We start from the raw sequence: 16,245 nt of genomic DNA, 5'->3' as shown, positions 1-16,245 counted from the left end.
AGGGATGACCGATGAAGTTCCTGCTGCTCACCCTCATCACCCACCAACCCGACCCGGTCACCGGCCAGGTCGAATCGCCGCGCGAGCGGCTGCGGCGGGTGGTGGACAGCGCCCACCTGGCCGAGGAACTGGGCTACGACGGATTCGCGGTCGGCGAGCGCCACGAGGATCCGTTCATTTCCTCCGCGCCGCCGGTGGTGCTCAGCCATATCGCCGCCGTCACCACGCGGCTGGCGCTGTTCACCGGGGTGACGACACTGAGCCTGCTCGATCCCGTGCGGGCCTTCGAGGACTACGCCACGCTGGACAATCTCTCCGGCGGCCGCCTCGAACTCATCATCGGCAAGGGCAATGGCGCGGCGCAGGCCAAACTCTTCCACGTCACCACCGCCGACCAGTGGGAGCGCAATCGCGAGGGCTACGAACTGTTCCGGAAGCTGTGGGCCAGCGAGCACGTCACCTGGGTGGGGCAGTTCCGGCCCTCGCTCACCGACGCCAAGGCGCTGCCGCGACCCTGGCAGCCGCACCTGCGCATCTGGCACGGCAGTGCGACGAGCCGGGAGTCGGCGGAGTTCGCCGCCCGCAACGGTGACCCGCTGTTCTCGGCCAATGTCACCAATCCGATCGAACCGTACGCCGAACTGGTGCGGCACTACCGCGAACAGTGGGCGGCCTTCGGCCACGATCCGGCCGAGGCCCTGGTCGGCGCGGGCACGGCCGGAGTGCTGGTCACGCGCACCTCGCAGCAGGCCGTCGATATCTACCGGCCCATTTTCCAGGCTCGCCGGGCCGCCTTCGCCCAGCGCGGCCTGCCGATCGTCTTCGACACCGTCGAGGATTTCGTCGCGCGCAGTTCCGCGCTCATCGGCAGCCCGGAACAGGTGCTCGCCAAGGTGCACCGCTACCACGAGGCCTTCGGCCACGAGGTCATCCACCTGAGCGCCGACAGCGACGGACTCACCGACACCCAGCATCGCGACAGCCTCGAACTCTTCCAGTCCGAGGTCGCACCCGTACTGCGCCAACACATTCCGAGCCGCCCCCTCGGCGCGGACCGCTATCTCACCGGAGCCGCTCGATGAAACGATCCCTCGCCCGTCCCACGGCACTGCTCGGCGCGCTGGCCGCGACCCTCGGTCTGGCCGCGTGCGGCGCGGAGAGCGGCGGCGGGGAGCCTTCCGGACCGCCGCGGCCGGGCGGCATCCTGCGCTATGGGCTCGCGTCCGCGCCGACCTGCTCGGATCCGGCGCAGTCGGGGACGAACCAGACCATCTACGTGACCCGTCAGATCGTGGACTCGCTGGTCGATCAGGACCCCGAGAGCGGTGAGATCAGGCCGTGGCTGGCGCAGAGCTGGTTCGTGAGCTCGGACGCGAAATCGTTCACCTTCCGCTTGAAGGAAGGCATCACCTTCAGCGACAACACCCCGCTGACGGCGGAGTCGGTGAAGAAGAACTTCGACGCCATCGTGGCGCTGGGCGGGGCCAAGGCCCCGTTGGCCGCCAGCTACCTGGCCGGATACACCGGATCGACGGTGGTCGACGCGAATACCGTCCGCGTCGACTTCGACACGCCGAATGTGCAGTTCCTCCAAGCGACTTCGACACCGCAGCTGGGTATCCAGTCCGAGGCGACGGTGGCGAAGTCCGCCGACGCGCGCTGCGACGGGACGAATATCGGCAGTGGGCCGTTCACCTATACCGAATACCGGCAGAACGCCTCGGCGACCCTGACCAAGCGCGTCGGATACCGGTGGGGCTCAGCGGTCTTCGCGAACCAGGGCGAGGCGTACTTGGATGGCATCGCCTTCACCGTCGTGCCCGAATCCGGGGTGCGCACCGGCAGTCTCGCCTCCGGGCAGCTCGACGCCATCAGCGATGCCCTGCCGCAGGACGCTCCGCAGATCGAAGCCGGTGGCGGGCGGGTGCAGTACACCGCCAATCCGGGAGTGCCATTCGGGTTGCAGCCCAATGTGACTCGCGGCGCGCTCACCGATCCGGCCGTGCGGACGGCGCTGCTACCGGCCATCGACCGGCAGGAGCTGATCGACACCGTGCTCGGCCCGGAGTTCAAGACCGGCACCAGCTCGCTGGCCAGCCGCACGCCCGGCTACACCGACCTGTCCGCGCGGCTGAAGTACGACCCCGACGCCGCCAGGCGGATTCTCGACCAGGCCGGATGGGCGCCCGGCGCCGACGGTATCCGGGCCAAGGACGGTCAGCGGCTCTCCTTCGGCGTCGTCTTCGCCCCGGCCTTCGCGGGGAACCAGGCGATTCTCGAACTGGTGCAGCAGCAACTGCGCAAGGTGGGCGTCGATCTGCGGTTGGAACCGGTCTCGGTGTCGGAGTCGACGGCCCGCCAGAACGCGCGGGATTTCGACACCGTCTACTACAACACCACCCGGGCCGACGGCGATATCCTCCGCACCACCTTCGGCGTGGACCAGCGCAACCTGAACGGTCGCGGTCCGGTACCGGCGCTGGACAGCCGACTCGCCCAGCAACTTTCGGCGACCGATCCCGCCGAGCGCGGCCGCATTCTCGGCGACGCGCAGCGCGCGGTGCTCGACGAGGGCCTGTGGATTCCGACCATCGAACTGTCCCAGGCCATCGGCGTCGCCTCGACCGTCGCCGACCTGACCTTCGACGCCTCCGCCCGGCTGCAATTCCACGACACCTGGGTGCGGAGGTGAAGCCGTGGGCCGCTATGTGATCGGACGACTTCTCCAGGCGGTGGGGGTCCTGTGGGCGGCGTTCACGCTGTCGTTCGCGGTGCTGTTCCTGTTGCCGTCGGACCCGGTGTCGGTGGCGCTCGACGCCGCGCCGGGTACGCCGGTGGACGCGAACGCGGTGGCGGAGCTGAAGGCTCGATACGGTCTGGATCAGCCGCTGTGGCAACAGTATTGGACGGCGCTCACCCATGCGGTGCGCGGTGACCTCGGTCATTCGATCAGCAATGGCCAACCCGTGACCCGGGCCATCATCGAGGCGCTGCCCTCCACCTTGGCGCTGGCCTCGACGGCCATGGCGTTGGCGTTGGTGTTCGGCGGCGCGTTGGCCTGCACCGCCGCGTATGTGCGGCGGCCCTGGGTACGCGGTCTGCTCACCTCGCTGCCGCCGGTCGGGGCGGCGTTGCCGACCTTTTGGGTGGGACTGCTGCTGCTACAGGTCTTCTCGTTCCAGTTGCGACTGGTCCCGGCCTTCGGCGGCAGCGGATTCGCGGGCACCATCCTGCCCGCGATCACCCTCGCCATTCCGGTGGGTGCGGTGATCGCGCAGGTGCTCTACAGCGGCCTGGACAGCACTTGGCGGCAGCCGTTCGTGGAGGTGGCCTTCGCCAAGGGCGCGTCACGGCGCTGGGTGCAGCTGCGCCACGTGCTGCGTCCCGCGCTCACCCCCGCCCTGACCGTGGCGGGCCTGTGGGTCGGCACGGTGCTCGCCGGTTCCGTGGTGGTCGAGAACGTCTTCGCCCGTGCCGGTCTCGGGCGGCTCACCCAGAATGCCGTGCTCTACCAGGACATTCCGGTGGTCCAAGGCATTGTCGTGCTGAGTGCGCTGGCCTTCGTCCTGGTCAACCTGGCCGTCGATCTGGTTCACCCCTTCCTCGATCCCCGTGTCGCCCCGTCCGGCTCGTCCAAGGAGCGCGCTCATGTCTGATGTTCCGGCCGGTGTCGTCGTCCTGGAACGGCCGACCACACCGCGTGTCCCGTCGGTGGCGTGGAAGTCGCTGCGCGCCCATGCCGGACTTGCCGTGGCCGTCGCGACCCTGCTGCTGGTGATCGGCTGGGCGGCGGCGCCGTCGCTGTTCGCCGGGGGCGATCCGCTGGCAGCGACGCCCGCGCGGAAATTCCGGCCGCCGAGTGCCGAGCACTGGTTCGGCACCGACAATCTGGGTCGCGACCTCTACACCCGCGTCGTCCACGCGGCGGGATTGTCCTTGGCCGCGGTCGTTTTCGCGGTCGCCATCGGGTTGGTCGTCGGCTCACTGGTCGGACTGGTCGCCGGGGCCGTCGGCGGCGCCGTGGATGCCGCGCTCAGCCGCGCGGTCGATGTGGCGCTGGCGATTCCGGAACTGCTCATGTCGCTGGCCATCGTCACCGTGCTCGGCGTCGGCACCCGCAATATCGCCATCGCGGTGGGTATCGCGCTCATCGCCCGCTTCGCCCGGGTCATGCGCGCGGAGGTGCTGCGGGTACGGCGGGCCCCGTACGTGGAGGCCGCCTTCGCCTCGGGGGTGCGCTGGCACACGGTGCTGCTGCGCCATGTGCTGCGCAATGCCTACGGGCCGGTGGCCGCCCTGGCCGCCGTCGAATTCGGAGTGGCCGTCCTGGCCGTCGCCTCGCTCAGTTTTCTCGGCTACGGCGCGGTGCCGCCGACACCCGAATGGGGCACCCTCATCTCCGAAGGCCGCAATTTCCTCGCCTCGGCCTGGTGGCTCACCACCATCCCGGGACTGGTCATCGTCGCCGTTGTCCTCGCGGCGCAGCGCATTGCCCGCCAACTCGGACGTGGTGACCTGTGATGAGCGAACTGCTGCGGATCGAGAATCTGAGTGTCCGGTACGCGGGCGTCACCACGGCTGTCGACGGCGTCTCGCTGACCGTGCACCGGGGTGAAACCCTCGCGCTCGTGGGCGAATCCGGCTCCGGAAAGTCCACTCTCGCGCACGCGGTCATCGGACTGTTGCGGGGTGGGGAGGTGACCGGGGGTGAGATCACCTTCGACGGGTCGCGGCTCGACCGGCTCGGTTCCCGTGCGCTCCAGGGGATTCGGGGCGCGCGCATCGGCCTCGTCCCCCAAGACCCCGGTACCTCGTTGAATCCGGTGCTGCGCATCGGCGATCAGGTCGCCGAGGTGCTGCGCGTGCACGGCCGCGCCGACCGCCGCACCGCGCGGGCGCGGGCGGTGCGCATTCTCGCCGAGGCGGGTCTGGACCGACCCGAGCTGCGGGCCCGGCAGTATCCCCAGGACCTCTCCGGTGGTCAGCGCCAGCGCGTTCTCATCGGCATCGCCCTGGCCTGCGCGCCGGAGCTGGTGATCGCCGACGAGCCCACCAGCGCCCTCGACGTCACCGTGCAGCGCCGGATTCTGGACCATCTCGCGGCGTGCACCGCCGAATACGGCACGGCCGTCCTGCTCATCACCCACGATCTCGGGGTCGCCGCCGAACGCGCCGACCGCATCGCCGTCATGCGGCGCGGCCAGATCGTCGAAACCGGCGCTGCCGCCGAACTATTGGCCAATCCTCGACACGAGTACACGAAACGGCTGCTCGCGGCTGCTCCGAGCCTGACGACCGCCGTGCGGCCCGCCCGCCCGCGCGCGGAGCAACCCCTGCTCGCCGCCACGGGGCTGCGCAAGACCTACCATCTCGGTTCCGCGCTGCGCCCGACCAAGGCCGAATCCCGGACCTTCGTGGCCGTGGACGACGTGGCGCTCTACATCGACCGCGGCGAAACCCTGTCCATCGTCGGGGAATCCGGCTCCGGCAAGACCACCACGGCGCGCCTGGTGGCCCGGCTCGTCACGCCGGACACGGGCACCGTGCGCTTCGACGGGCAGGATATCGCCGCGCTGCGCGGTGCGGCGCTGCGCGACCTGCGCCGCCGTATCCAGATCGTCTACCAGAACCCCTATGCCTCACTGAATCCCAAACTCAGCATCGCGCGCATCATCGCGGAACCGTTGCAGGCCTTCGGCATCGGCGACCGCGCCGCCCGCCGGGACCGCGCGGCCGAACTGCTGGAGCAGGTCGCACTGCCCGCGAGCTTCCTGGACCGGCACCCGGCCGAACTGTCCGGCGGCCAGCAACAGCGCGTCGCCATCGCCCGCGCGCTGGCGCTGCACCCCGACCTGGTGGTCCTGGACGAACCGGTCTCCGCCCTGGACGTCTCGGTGCAGGCGCAGATCCTGGAACTGCTCGAACGGCTGCGCGACGAACTGAATCTGGCCTACCTGTTCATCTCCCACGATCTGGCGGTGGTCCGCCGCCTCAGCGACCGGGTGGCGGTCATGCGCGCGGGGCGCATTGTCGAAACCGCCGCCACCGCGGAGATTTTCGAGCGCCCCACCCACGAGTACACGCGTGAGCTCCTCTCCGCGATACCGGTCGCACCGTCTTCGGCCCCGATCGAAAGGACCGCCTGAATGCCGCACTCGTCACCACTGCTGCTCGGCCTGGAACTGTCCGGCACGGGCATTCACCCCGCCTCCTGGCGTCGCGCGGATTCGCGGGCGGAGGAACTGTTCTCGGCCGAGTACTGGCTCGACGCCATTACCGCCGCCGAGGACGCGGGCATCGACTTCGCCTTCCTGCCGGACTCTTTCGCGCTGCAACCCGTCGGCGCGCTCGGCCGCCTGGACGCGGTGGCGGTGGCCGCCCGGTCCGCCGCGGCCACCCGCCGCATCGGGTTGATTCCACAGGCCCCGGTTACGCACACCGAACCGTTCCACCTCGCCAAGGCCATCGCCAGCCTGGACTTCGCCACCCACGGCCGCGCCGGATGGGAGGTCACCGTCTCGCCCGGAGCCGAGCAGGCGAAGCTGTTCGGCCGCAAGCGGACTCAGTACGAACCGGAACTGTGGCACGAGGCCGACGAGGCCATCGAGGTGGTCACGCGCCTGTGGGACAGCTGGGAGGACGACGCCGAGATTCGCGACGCCGCCACCGGCCGCTTCATCGACCGCGACAAACTGCACTACATCGACTTCGCGGGTACGCACTTCTCGGTGAAGGGACCGTCCATCACCCCGCGCTCGCCGCAGGGGCAGCCGCTGGTGGCGGTGCGCGCGGACGGGCCGCACAGCACCCGGCTGGCCGTGCACCGCGCCGATATCGTGCGCATTGCCGCGCCCACGCTGGCCGCCGCCGCGGCGCTGCGCTACGAAGTGCGGGCCGCCGTCACCGCGGCCGGGCGCGACGCCGATCGGGTACGGGTGCTGCTCGATATCGAAACCCATCTGGCCGACAATGCCGACACCGCCGCGCTGGAGGTCGCGGCCTTGGAGGACTGGTCGCCGTCGGCCGCGCCGAAAACCCTGCGGCACATAGGAACTCCCGGCGAGTTGCGCGACCTCTTCGATCAGGCGGTCGCCGAATGCGCCGCGGACGGCATCGTCCTGCGGCCCCTCGCGCTCCCCGCCGCCCTCGCGCACCTGCCCCTGCTCACCCCCACCCTGCGCGGCCGTCTCGGCCTGCCCCGCCCCGCCAACCGCTACGCCCCCGCCTGAGGAGCGCTATGCCCAAGCTACGCAAGCAGATTCACCTCGCCGCCCACTTCCCGGGCGTCAACAACACCACCGTGTGGACGGATCCGGAATCCAAGAGCCAGATCGAGTTCGACTCCTTCGTCCACCTGGCCCGCACCGCCGAACGCGGACTGTTCGACTTCTTCTTCCTCGCCGAGGGGCTGCGGCTGCGCGAACACCGGGGGCGCATCCACGACCTGGACGTGGTCGGGCGGCCGGATACGTTCACCGTGCTCAACGCGCTCGCCGGTGTCACCGAGCGGCTCGGCCTGGCCGGGACCATCAACACCACCTACAACGAACCCTTCGAGCTGGCAAAGCAATTCGCGACACTGGACCACCTGTCGGGTGGCCGCGCGGCCTGGAACGCGGTCACCTCGTCGGATGCCTTCACCGGCGAGAACTTCCGGCGCGGCGGCTATCTCGAGCACGCCAAGCGCTATACGCGCGCCGCCGAGATGGTCGACGCCACGCGTGCGCTGTGGGACAGCTGGCGGGCCGATGCTCTCGTCATCGACCGCGCGCAGGGCACCTTCGCGCGACCGGTGCCCTCGGTGCGGTTCACCAGCGATCAGTTCGATATCGAAGGTGAATTCGTGCTGCCGCGCAGTCCCCAGGGCTATCCCGTGCAGATTCAGGCCGGTGACTCCGACGAGGGCCGCGAATTCGCCGCCGCCAAGGCCGACGCCATCTTCAGCGCGCACGGTGAACTCGCCGACGGCCAGCGCTTCTACTCCGATGTGAAGGACCGGCTCGCCAAGTACGGGCGCGCTCGCGACGACCTGAAGATCCTGCCCGCCGCCACCTTCGTCCTCGGCGATACGCCGGAGGAGGCGGCCGAACGCGCCCGGCACATCCGGTTGCAGCAGGTCGGTCCGCAGACGGCCATCGCCTTCCTCGAACAGGTCTGGGGCCGTGACCTTTCCGGTTACGACCCCGACGGACCGCTGCCCGATATCGAACCCGCCGAGGATGTGAACATCACCCGCGGACGCGTGCGCCACCACAAGGATCCGCGCGCCGTGGCCGCGGCCTGGCGCGAGCGCGCGGCGGCCGAGGGGCTCAGCATTCGCGAGCTGATCATCGCCGTCACCACCCGCCAGCAGTTCATCGGCACGCCCGCCCAGGTAGCCGCCGAGATCGACCGCTACGTGCGCAGCGATGCCGCCGACGGCTTCGTCCTCGTCCCGCACCTCACCCCGGCCGGACTCGACGAATTCGTCGACAAGGTCGTGCCGGAACTCCAGGAGCTGGGCAGTTTCCGCACCGAGTACACCGGCACGACCCTGCGCGAACACCTGGGCGTGCGCCACCCCCACCACCGCAGCGAAGGAGCCCGCGCCTCATGACCACCGCGACCACAACCGAATTCGACCAGCGCTGGCAGAGCTGGCGCGCCGAGCGCGAGCGGTGGGCGCGCCAACCCCTCGGCTGGCTCAGTCTCACCGGGCTGTACTGGCTCGACTACGCCGATCAGAGCTTCGAGGGCGTGCCGGGCCGCTGGCGCTCGGACCGAGACAACGTCTATGTGACCGTCGCATCCGGTGAGCTGACCTTCGATGGGGAGCCGATCGTCGAATCGGCGGTCCTCACCCCCGGCGAGGGCGCGCCGGGGCTGGAGGTGCACGCCGGTGCGCGGATCGTCGAAATCATCCGTCGCAGTGGACAATTCGCGCTGCGGGTGCACGATCCGGCCGCGCCGAGTCTCGCGGCGTTCACGGAAATTCCGACGTACCAGCCGGATCCGCGCTGGGTGCTCACCGCCGACTTCGAGCCCTACGAGACAGCCCAGGTCGTCACCACGGGCGCGGTGGTCGACGGTCTCCAGCACCACCACGTCTCGGCCGGGACCGTCAGGTTCCGGCTCGACGACGCCGAATACCGGCTCATCGCGTTCGGCAACGCCAACACCGGACTGCACCTGCTGTTCACCGACGCCACCAGCGGCGACACCACCTACCCGGGTGCGCGTCGCCTGGACCTGGGCCGTCCGGCCGCCGACGGCACCCTCGCCCTCGACTTCAACCGCGCGGCCAATCTGCCCTGCGCGTTCACCGATTACGCGACCTGCCCGGTCGCTCCGGCGCGGAACCGGCTGCCGGTGGCCGTCGAAGCCGGTGAGAAGGATCCAGGAAAGGACCACACCGCATGACCATCCCACTCTCGATTCTGGACCTCTCACCGATCAGTGCCGGATCCGATGTCCGGCAGGCGCTGCGCAACACCATCGATCTGGCGCAGCACGCGCAACGCTGGGGATACCACCGCTTCTGGCTGGCCGAACACCACTTCGTCAAGACCGCGAGCTCCGCCCCGACCACCCTGCTCGGGCTGATCGCCGCGGCCACGGACTCGATTCGATTGGGTACGGCCGCCATCCAACTCGGGCACCACACCTCGGCGTCGGTGGTGGAGGCCTTCGGCACCATCGACGCGCTCTACCCGGGGCGGCTCGACCTCGGGCTCGGCCGTTCCGGCCACCGCGGCGCGCAATTGCGCTCGGCCGGGGTACCGCCCACGCCCGCACGGGAGCGGCGCACCGAGGTGCGCGACGGCGTGGTCATTCCCGCCCCCTTCACCCCCAACCAGCGCTTGGACACCACTCGCGCCGCGGCCGCGCAGGAAGCGCTGTATCTGCCTGGGGCCGAACCACTTCCGTACGGCCGACAGGTCGAGGAGATCCTGGCGCTGCTGCGCGGTGACTTCACCACCACCGAGGGTGTGGACCTGCACGCGGTCCCCGGCGAGGGCGCGGATGTCCGGGTCTGGCTCTTCGGGAGCAGCGGCGGCGAGAGCGCGCGCCTGGCCGGACGCCTCGGACTGCCCTTCGCCGCGAATTACCATGTCTCACCCGGCCATATCCTCGAGACCGTGGCGGGCTACCGCGAATCGTTCCAGCCCTCGCCGGAGCATCCACACCCCTATCTGGTGGTCTCCGCCGACGTGGTGGTGGCCGAGGACGACGCCACGGCCCAGCGCCTCGCCGCCAGCTACGGCCACTGGGTCTACAGCATCCGCAGCGGCGCCGGTGCCGCCGAATACCTCGACCCCGCCACCGCACCGCCCCTCACCGACCAGCAGCAGCGCCTCGTGGACGACCGCACGACCACCCAGTTCGTCGGCTCGCCCGCCACCGTCGCCGAACGCCTACGCGCCCTGCAACAACTCACCGGCGCGGACGAAATCCTCATCACCAGCGTCACCTACGACCACGCCGACCGACTCGAATCCCACCGCCTGCTGGCTCGGGAGTGGGGTCTGGCCCAGGATGTGCGCGCCGCCTGACCCGGCGCGCACCTCCGGTGCCTATCCGGCCAGCGCCCTGCGCGCATAGGCGCGCACGTCGGCATCGGTGTCGCCCAACGCGATGCGCAGGGCTTCGCGTACGGAGGCTGTATCGGGCCAGTTCCCGAGAGTCACGACGGCCGCCTTGCGAATGTCCGGGTGCACATCGTCGAGGGCCTCGCGCAGCGCCGGTGCGGCGAGCGCGGGGCCGAGGCCGGAGCAGCCGCGCGCGGCCCCCTCACGGACCTGCCACGCCGAATCCTGGAGTGCGGCAACCAGTGTCGGGGCGTCCTCGGCGGTACCCAGGCGGGCCAGCGCGGTGAGGGCGGCCGCGCGCACCAGCGGATCGCGGTCGCCGGTCAGTGCCCGGACGGTATCGGCACCGCCGCTGCCCACCGTCGCCAGGCCACGGGCCGCCGCGATCCGCACCTCGCGGTTCTCGTCGTGTGCGGCCGTGGTGAGCGCGGCCCAATCGTCCAGCGATACGAGGGCCGCGACCGCCGCGATCCGCACCCGGTGGTCCGGGTCCACGGCGGCTTTGGCGAACAGTTCGGGATTCCCGGAACGCAAGGCGCGCAACAGATCGACGACGGCCGCACGCACGACCGGGTCCGGGGAATCCGCGTGCTCGATCAGACCGTCCGCGGCGGGCAGGATCTCGACCAGTTCCCGCAGACCGCCCACCGCGACGGCGCGTACCCCCGCATCGCTGTCGCCGAGCGCGTCGACGAGCCTGTCGCCGAATCCATCGGGCGTGCCCTCGGTGAGCACCGACAGGGCCGTGGCCCGCACCTGTGGGTCCGAATCATCCAGGTACTGGGCGAGTTCCGCTACGCCGGGCGAATCCAGACTCAACACCGCGGCGATGCGTGGTGCCACGGTCCGCGTGGTGACGAGGGGAGTGGGCCCGGCAGTGCGCACCTCGCCGCCGACGAAGGGTGGACTGGCGACGAGTGCGGGCTGCTTCACCGCGATGGCGGCCGCCTCATTGGAAGGCAGTTCATCGAGTCCGGGCACCGGTACGAAATACGGTGCGACAGGACGCTTCAGGAATTCCATGGCGCCGTCGCCGCCCTTGCGCAGGTTGAGGTGATAGCGCCACTCGACATCGTCGCGTTCGGGCAGATCGGCGCGCTCGTGGTAGAGGCCCCAGCGAGATTCGGTGCGGGTCAACGAGGAACGCGCCGCCATCTCCGCGCAGTCGCGAATGAACGTCACCTCCGCGCACCGCATGAGCTCGTGCGGCGTCAACGCCCCCATTCCGGCGATCTCCTCGCGCATTCGCTCGAAGGTCTCGATGGCGAGCGAGAGTTTGGTGGCCGTTTTCGGCGGGGCCACATAGTCGTTCACGAAGCGCCGCAGTTTGTACTCGACCTGTGCCTGCGGCGGTCCGTCGGGTTGCCGCAGCGGTCGGTAGATCAACTCGTGCGCGGCCGCCAGTTGGTCCGAGGGCAGCCGCGCGGGCGCCTCCACCTCGGCGAGGGTGCTCGCGGCGTGCGCTCCGGCGAGATCGCCGAAGACGAACGCGCCGATCATGTAGTTGTGCGGCACACAGGCCAGATCCCCGGCCGCGTACAGGCCCGGCACCGTGGTGCGGGCGTGCTCGTCCACCCAGACGCCCGAGGCCGAATGTCCACCGCACAAACCGATTTCGGAGATGTGCATCTCGATATCGTGGGTGCGGTAGTCATGACCGCGATTGGCGTGGAAGGTGCCTCGGGTGGGCCGTTCGGTGGTGTGCAGAATGCCCTCGAGGGTGTCGAGGGTCTCCGTCGGCAGATGCGAGACCTTCAGATAGATCGGGCCGCGCGCCGATTCGATCTCGCGCTTCACCTCCGCCATCATCTGACCCGACCAGTAGTCGGAGTCCACGAATCGCTCACCGAGCGCGTTCACCTGGTAACCGCCGAAGGGATTGGCCACATACGCGCAGGCCGGACCGTTGTAGTCCTTGATGAGCGGATTGATCTGGAAGCATTCGATACCGGAGAGTTCGGCGCCCGCGTGGTAGGCCATGGCATAGCCGTCTCCCGCATTGGTCGGGTTCTCGTAGGTGCCGTAGAGATATCCGGAGGCGGGCAGCCCCAGCCGACCGCACGGACCCGTCGCCAGAATCACCGCCTTGGCCCCCACCGCGACGAACTCGCCGGTGCGCGTGTGCAGGGCCGCCGCGCCGACCGCGCGGCCGTGCTCGGTGAGCACCCGCACCGGCATGAGCCGGTTCTCGATGCGGATCCGCTCCCGCATCTTCCGTTGGCGCAGTACGCGATACAGCGCCTTCTTGACGTCCTTGCCCTCCGGCATGGGCAGTACGTACGACCCGGAGCGGTGCACCCGCCGCACGGCGTACTCCCCGTAGGCGTCCTTCTCGAATTTCACGCCGTAGCGCTCCAGGCGCTGCACCATGGCGAATCCGCGCGTGGCGGTCTGGTAGACGGTGCGCTGGTCGACGATGCCGTCATTGGCGCGGGTGATCTCGGCGACGTAGTCCTCCGGCTCGGCCTTGCCGGGGATGACGGCATTGTTCACACCGTCCATACCCATGGCCAGCGCACCGGAGTGGCGAACGTGCGCCTTCTCCAGCAGCAGCACGTTCGCGCCCTGCTCGGCGGCGGTGAGCGCGGCCATGGTGCCCGCCGTACCGCCGCCGATCACCAGCACATCGCAGTCCAGTCGCAGCGTTTCGGAAAGATCTGGAATATCCATCAGGGCACCGGGATTCGTTCGATCGATTGGTCCAGGGCGGCGACGATCTCCGCGCGCGCGGCGCCGCGGTCGACGCCCGATTCGCGGGGTCGCGGGATGTCGAGCAGGGCGCGCACCGGCTCGCCCGCGCGGCCGAGCACCGCCACGCGATCGCCCAGCAGCAGCGCCTCGTCCACATCGTGGGTGACGAAGACCAGGGTGGTCGGATGGGTGCGCCAGGTCTCGATGAGCAGGCGCTGCACGGTGGCGCGGGTCTGGGTGTCCAGCGCGCCGAAGGGTTCGTCCATCATGACGGCCCGGGGCGCACCGGCCAGCCCACGCGCCAACTGCACACGCTGGCGCATACCGCCCGACAGGCTCTTGGGTAGATAGTCGCCGAAGCCGGTGAGGCCGACCTCGTCGATCCACTGCTCCGCCCGCTCGCGGCGCCCCGCCCGGGGTTCCCCGCGCAGCCGCAACGCCAGTTCGATATTGGCGCGCACCGTACGCCAGGGCAGCAGCGCGTTGTCCTGGAAGACGACGGCCCGGTCCCGATCGGTTCCGGTGACCTCCGCGCCATCGGCCAGCACCCGGCCGGAATCCGGGCGCAGCAGCCCGGCCAGCGCCCGCAGCACCGTGGACTTCCCACAGCCCGACGGGCCGGTGAGAATCAGGATCTCGCCCGGCCGCACCTCGAGGGAGAGGTCCTCGATGACCGGTGCGCCGCCGTAGGACAGGTGAATGCGGTCCAGTCGCAAACTCATTCCCGTGCCGCTCATTTCGCGACCTCCTGAACTCGCGGCAGCCAGCGCGTCACGCGGCGGCCGAGGAGTTCCACCGCGGCGGAGGTGGTGTACCCCAGCACGCCGATGGTGATGATGCCGACGAAGACGCCCGGGTAGTCGACGATCGTGTACGCCTGCCACGTGCGGTAGCCGACGCCGAGCCGACCGGAGATCATCTCCGCCGACACCACGCAGATCCAGGCCACGCCGATACCGACCGACAGCCCACCGAATACGCCCGGCAGGCTGCCCGGCAAGACCACGCGCCACAGCACATCCCAGCGTCCGCCGCCGAGGGTGCGCACCGAGTCCTCCCACAGCGTCGGCAGCGCCCGCACCGCGTGCCGCGTCGACACCATGATCGGGAAGTACGCGGCCACGAAGGTGATGAAGACGATGCCCGCCTCGTCGTCGGGGAACAGCAGAATGGCCACGGGCACGATGGCGATGGCCGGAATCGGCCGGGCCAATTCGGTGAGCGGTCCGAAGATGTCCGCGAACCAGCGCGAACGGCCCAGTGCCACACCGGTTGTCACACCGATCAGGGCCGCCAGCCCGAAGCCGGTCAGGATGCGGATGAGCGACTGCCCGAGGTCCAAATAGAAGGTCTCGGTCCCCACCTGGGTGCGCAGCGCCCGCAGTGTCTCGGTGACCGTCGGCAAGGTGTCGAAGCGAATCCACAGCCGAATGTCGTTGCCGGTCAGGAACTGCCAGACCGCGATGGCCGCCAGCACCGCACTCAGCCGTACCAGCCGCGACCGCCACACCGCGCCGCCGCGTCGCGGTCGCGATGGCACCCCGACGGCCGCGGCGACCGGCGCGGGACCGACCTCGAGTCGAACAGCGGTGGTGGTGCTCATTGTCGGACCTCGGCGACGGCCTGGTCGTAGGTGAGTGTCGCACCCGACGGATGCGCGGCGAGATAGCGCTGCGCCGCCGCGGGTGTGGTGAACGGCAGGTAGGTCGTGCCGTCGCGCACCCAGATGGCCTTGTCCGCGAACCAGCGGGTGCCGAGCTCGGCATCGTGGATATAGGCCGCGCGCACCGTCTTGCCCTCGGAACGTGCCTGGCCGACAGCGCGCAACAGCGCGGTCGAATCGGGGGTGACCTGGGTGGAATCCGCTCCGGCGAGCCAGATTTCGCCCGCCTTGGACTGTTCGGTACCAGCGGCCAGGGCGGTGTCGTAGGTAGCGCCGCCGCGCTCGGCGAAGGCTTTGCGCAGTGCCGTGTCATCGACGAACTCATCGATGTTCAGGTCCGCGAAATCGCCGATGGACTTCAGGTAGGTCACATCGCTCTTCAGCGTCTCGATCAGGTTCGGCTTGAGCGTGGTGTCGAAGGAGGTCCCGCCCGGCCCGTTGTAGAGGTACACGACCTCCTGGGCCAGACCGGCGTTCTCGGCGACGATCTTCGCGGCCGCCAAGGGCTGGTCCTTGATGAAGTCGGTGGCATCGAGCTGTGCTTGCAGGAAGGCGTTCAGCACTTCCGGATGCCGCCCGGCGTAATCGCGTCGGGCCACCACACCGTGGAAGGTGGGGGTGTTCAGCTCCGCGCCGTCGTAGAGAAGTTTCGCCTTGTTCTGGAACACCAGCAGGCCGGGCCAGGCCACGAACTGCGACAGCGCCGCGACCTGCCCGGATTCCAGCGCCGACGCCCCGATCTGCGGTTGCTGATTCACCACCTCCACCCCGGTCCCGGGGTCGATACCGGCCTTGGTGAGGGCCTGCACCAGCGTGCCGTGCCCCGCGGAGCCGACACTCGCCGAGACCTTCCGGCCCGCCAGATCGGCGAGCGAGCGCGCGGGCGAATCCGGCGCCACCACAACCATGTTCAGCGCGCCCTTGGGGTTGTAGCCGGTGATGGAGACCAGCTCGGTCTCGGACCGCTCATTGGCCTGGGTGCGTGAGCCGTTGATGAGCAGCGGATAGTCGCCCATGGATCCGATATCGATCTTCTCGGCCACCATCTGCGCGGTGATGGGTGCGCCGGTGTCGTAGTCCTGCCACTCCACCTGGTACTTCGCGCCGCCCCGGGCGGTGAGATCGTCGAGCCGTCGCTCCAGAAAACCCTTGGCCTTCAACAGGGTTCCGGCGGTGACGGTATTGATGGTCTTGGACTGGTAGCCGATGACGACCTTGACGGTGTCACCGGACGTCGCCTCCTCGAGCGAGCAGCCGGAGACGGACAGTGCGAGAGCGGCTGCCAACGCGGCCACTGTGCTACGGGCGGGATGAAGCGTCATA

At 69.6% G+C, this 16,245-nt stretch carries 13 protein-coding genes; 9 read left to right on the top strand and 4 right to left on the bottom strand.

Translation table 11 applies throughout. The features are described 5' to 3' along the window. Positions 1-11 precede the first annotated feature (11 nt). Genes ACIBH2_RS28380 through ACIBH2_RS28340 form a run of 9 tightly spaced genes read left to right on the top strand, consistent with a single transcriptional unit; the run spans position 12 to position 10,532 of the window. Positions 12-1,082: an LLM class flavin-dependent oxidoreductase gene (locus ACIBH2_RS28380; protein WP_397122818.1), complete on the top strand. Its 1,071-nt coding sequence runs from the start codon at positions 12-14 to the stop codon at positions 1,080-1,082. Next, on the top strand, positions 1,079-2,692 hold the full coding sequence (locus tag ACIBH2_RS28375; protein ID WP_397122816.1) for an ABC transporter substrate-binding protein: 1,614 nt from the start codon (positions 1,079-1,081) through the stop codon (positions 2,690-2,692). The genes ACIBH2_RS28380 and ACIBH2_RS28375 overlap by 4 nt, the downstream gene beginning before the upstream one ends. Before the next feature lie 4 nt (positions 2,693-2,696). Beyond that, positions 2,697-3,656 (top strand): ABC transporter permease, encoded by a 960-nt coding sequence (locus tag ACIBH2_RS28370; protein WP_397122814.1) that lies wholly within the window; start codon positions 2,697-2,699, stop codon positions 3,654-3,656. Then, on the top strand, positions 3,649-4,521 hold the full coding sequence (locus ACIBH2_RS28365; protein WP_397122812.1) for an ABC transporter permease: 873 nt from the start codon (positions 3,649-3,651) through the stop codon (positions 4,519-4,521). The genes ACIBH2_RS28370 and ACIBH2_RS28365 overlap by 8 nt, the downstream gene beginning before the upstream one ends. Then, positions 4,521-6,146: a dipeptide ABC transporter ATP-binding protein gene (locus tag ACIBH2_RS28360; protein ID WP_397122810.1), complete on the top strand. Its 1,626-nt coding sequence runs from the start codon at positions 4,521-4,523 to the stop codon at positions 6,144-6,146. Before ACIBH2_RS28365 ends, ACIBH2_RS28360 begins: the two co-directional genes overlap by 1 nt. Further along, positions 6,147-7,229: an LLM class flavin-dependent oxidoreductase gene (locus ACIBH2_RS28355; RefSeq protein ID WP_397122808.1), complete on the top strand. Its 1,083-nt coding sequence runs from the start codon at positions 6,147-6,149 to the stop codon at positions 7,227-7,229. It abuts the gene before it with no gap. 8 nt (positions 7,230-7,237) lie between these two features. Beyond that, complete coding sequence (locus ACIBH2_RS28350) at positions 7,238-8,596, top strand: NtaA/DmoA family FMN-dependent monooxygenase (RefSeq protein WP_397122806.1); 1,359 nt, start codon at positions 7,238-7,240, stop codon at positions 8,594-8,596. Next, positions 8,593-9,399, top strand: coding sequence for a DUF1684 domain-containing protein (locus tag ACIBH2_RS28345; RefSeq protein WP_397122804.1), 807 nt, complete (start codon positions 8,593-8,595; stop codon positions 9,397-9,399). The genes ACIBH2_RS28350 and ACIBH2_RS28345 overlap by 4 nt, the downstream gene beginning before the upstream one ends. Beyond that, the gene (locus ACIBH2_RS28340) at positions 9,396-10,532 is read left to right on the top strand and encodes an LLM class flavin-dependent oxidoreductase (protein ID WP_397122802.1); all 1,137 of its coding nucleotides are present in this window, start codon (positions 9,396-9,398) and stop codon (positions 10,530-10,532) included. The genes ACIBH2_RS28345 and ACIBH2_RS28340 overlap by 4 nt, the downstream gene beginning before the upstream one ends. 21 nt (positions 10,533-10,553) lie before the next feature. Here ACIBH2_RS28340 and ACIBH2_RS28335 read toward each other — a convergent pair whose 3' ends face one another. The 4 genes from ACIBH2_RS28335 to ACIBH2_RS28320 are packed head-to-tail and all read right to left on the bottom strand — an operon-like array spanning position 10,554 to position 16,244. Then, a complete protein-coding gene (locus ACIBH2_RS28335) occupies positions 10,554-13,238 on the bottom strand; it encodes a fumarate reductase/succinate dehydrogenase flavoprotein subunit (RefSeq protein WP_397122800.1) in 2,685 nt (894 codons plus the stop codon). Beyond that, positions 13,238-13,981: an ABC transporter ATP-binding protein gene (locus tag ACIBH2_RS28330; RefSeq protein ID WP_397122798.1), complete on the bottom strand. Its 744-nt coding sequence runs from the start codon at positions 13,979-13,981 to the stop codon at positions 13,238-13,240. The genes ACIBH2_RS28335 and ACIBH2_RS28330 overlap by 1 nt, the downstream gene beginning before the upstream one ends. Positions 13,982-13,992: 11 nt before the next feature. Further along, positions 13,993-14,862 (bottom strand): ABC transporter permease, encoded by an 870-nt coding sequence (locus ACIBH2_RS28325; RefSeq protein ID WP_397122796.1) that lies wholly within the window; start codon positions 14,860-14,862, stop codon positions 13,993-13,995. Further along, the gene (locus tag ACIBH2_RS28320) at positions 14,859-16,244 is read right to left on the bottom strand and encodes an ABC transporter substrate-binding protein (protein WP_397122794.1); all 1,386 of its coding nucleotides are present in this window, start codon (positions 16,242-16,244) and stop codon (positions 14,859-14,861) included. Before ACIBH2_RS28320 ends, ACIBH2_RS28325 begins: the two co-directional genes overlap by 4 nt. Position 16,245: the final 1 nt, after the last annotated feature.

The organism is Nocardia sp. NPDC050406 (assembly GCF_044459025.1).
Taxonomy (GTDB): Bacteria; Actinomycetota; Actinomycetes; order Mycobacteriales; family Mycobacteriaceae; genus Nocardia.
This window is presented reverse-complemented; position numbering and strand designations above follow the sequence as displayed.

What these genes read in the sequence shown, in the direction of transcription:
- ACIBH2_RS28380 (WP_397122818.1), top strand. Translation starts at nt 12, where the DNA reads ATGAAGTTCCTGCTGCTCACCCTCATCACCCACCAACCCGACCCGGTC.
- ACIBH2_RS28375 (WP_397122816.1), top strand. Translation starts at nt 1,079, where the DNA reads ATGAAACGATCCCTCGCCCGTCCCACGGCACTGCTCGGCGCGCTGGCC.
- ACIBH2_RS28365 (WP_397122812.1), top strand. Translation starts at nt 3,649, where the DNA reads ATGTCTGATGTTCCGGCCGGTGTCGTCGTCCTGGAACGGCCGACCACA.
- ACIBH2_RS28360 (WP_397122810.1), top strand. Translation starts at nt 4,521, where the DNA reads ATGAGCGAACTGCTGCGGATCGAGAATCTGAGTGTCCGGTACGCGGGC.
- ACIBH2_RS28355 (WP_397122808.1), top strand. Translation starts at nt 6,147, where the DNA reads ATGCCGCACTCGTCACCACTGCTGCTCGGCCTGGAACTGTCCGGCACG.
- ACIBH2_RS28350 (WP_397122806.1), top strand. Translation starts at nt 7,238, where the DNA reads ATGCCCAAGCTACGCAAGCAGATTCACCTCGCCGCCCACTTCCCGGGC.
- ACIBH2_RS28345 (WP_397122804.1), top strand. Translation starts at nt 8,593, where the DNA reads ATGACCACCGCGACCACAACCGAATTCGACCAGCGCTGGCAGAGCTGG.
- ACIBH2_RS28340 (WP_397122802.1), top strand. Translation starts at nt 9,396, where the DNA reads ATGACCATCCCACTCTCGATTCTGGACCTCTCACCGATCAGTGCCGGA.
- ACIBH2_RS28335 (WP_397122800.1), bottom strand. Translation starts at nt 13,238, where the DNA reads ATGGATATTCCAGATCTTTCCGAAACGCTGCGACTGGACTGCGATGTG.
- ACIBH2_RS28330 (WP_397122798.1), bottom strand. Translation starts at nt 13,981, where the DNA reads ATGAGTTTGCGACTGGACCGCATTCACCTGTCCTACGGCGGCGCACCG.
- ACIBH2_RS28325 (WP_397122796.1), bottom strand. Translation starts at nt 14,862, where the DNA reads ATGAGCACCACCACCGCTGTTCGACTCGAGGTCGGTCCCGCGCCGGTC.
- ACIBH2_RS28320 (WP_397122794.1), bottom strand. Translation starts at nt 16,244, where the DNA reads ATGACGCTTCATCCCGCCCGTAGCACAGTGGCCGCGTTGGCAGCCGCT.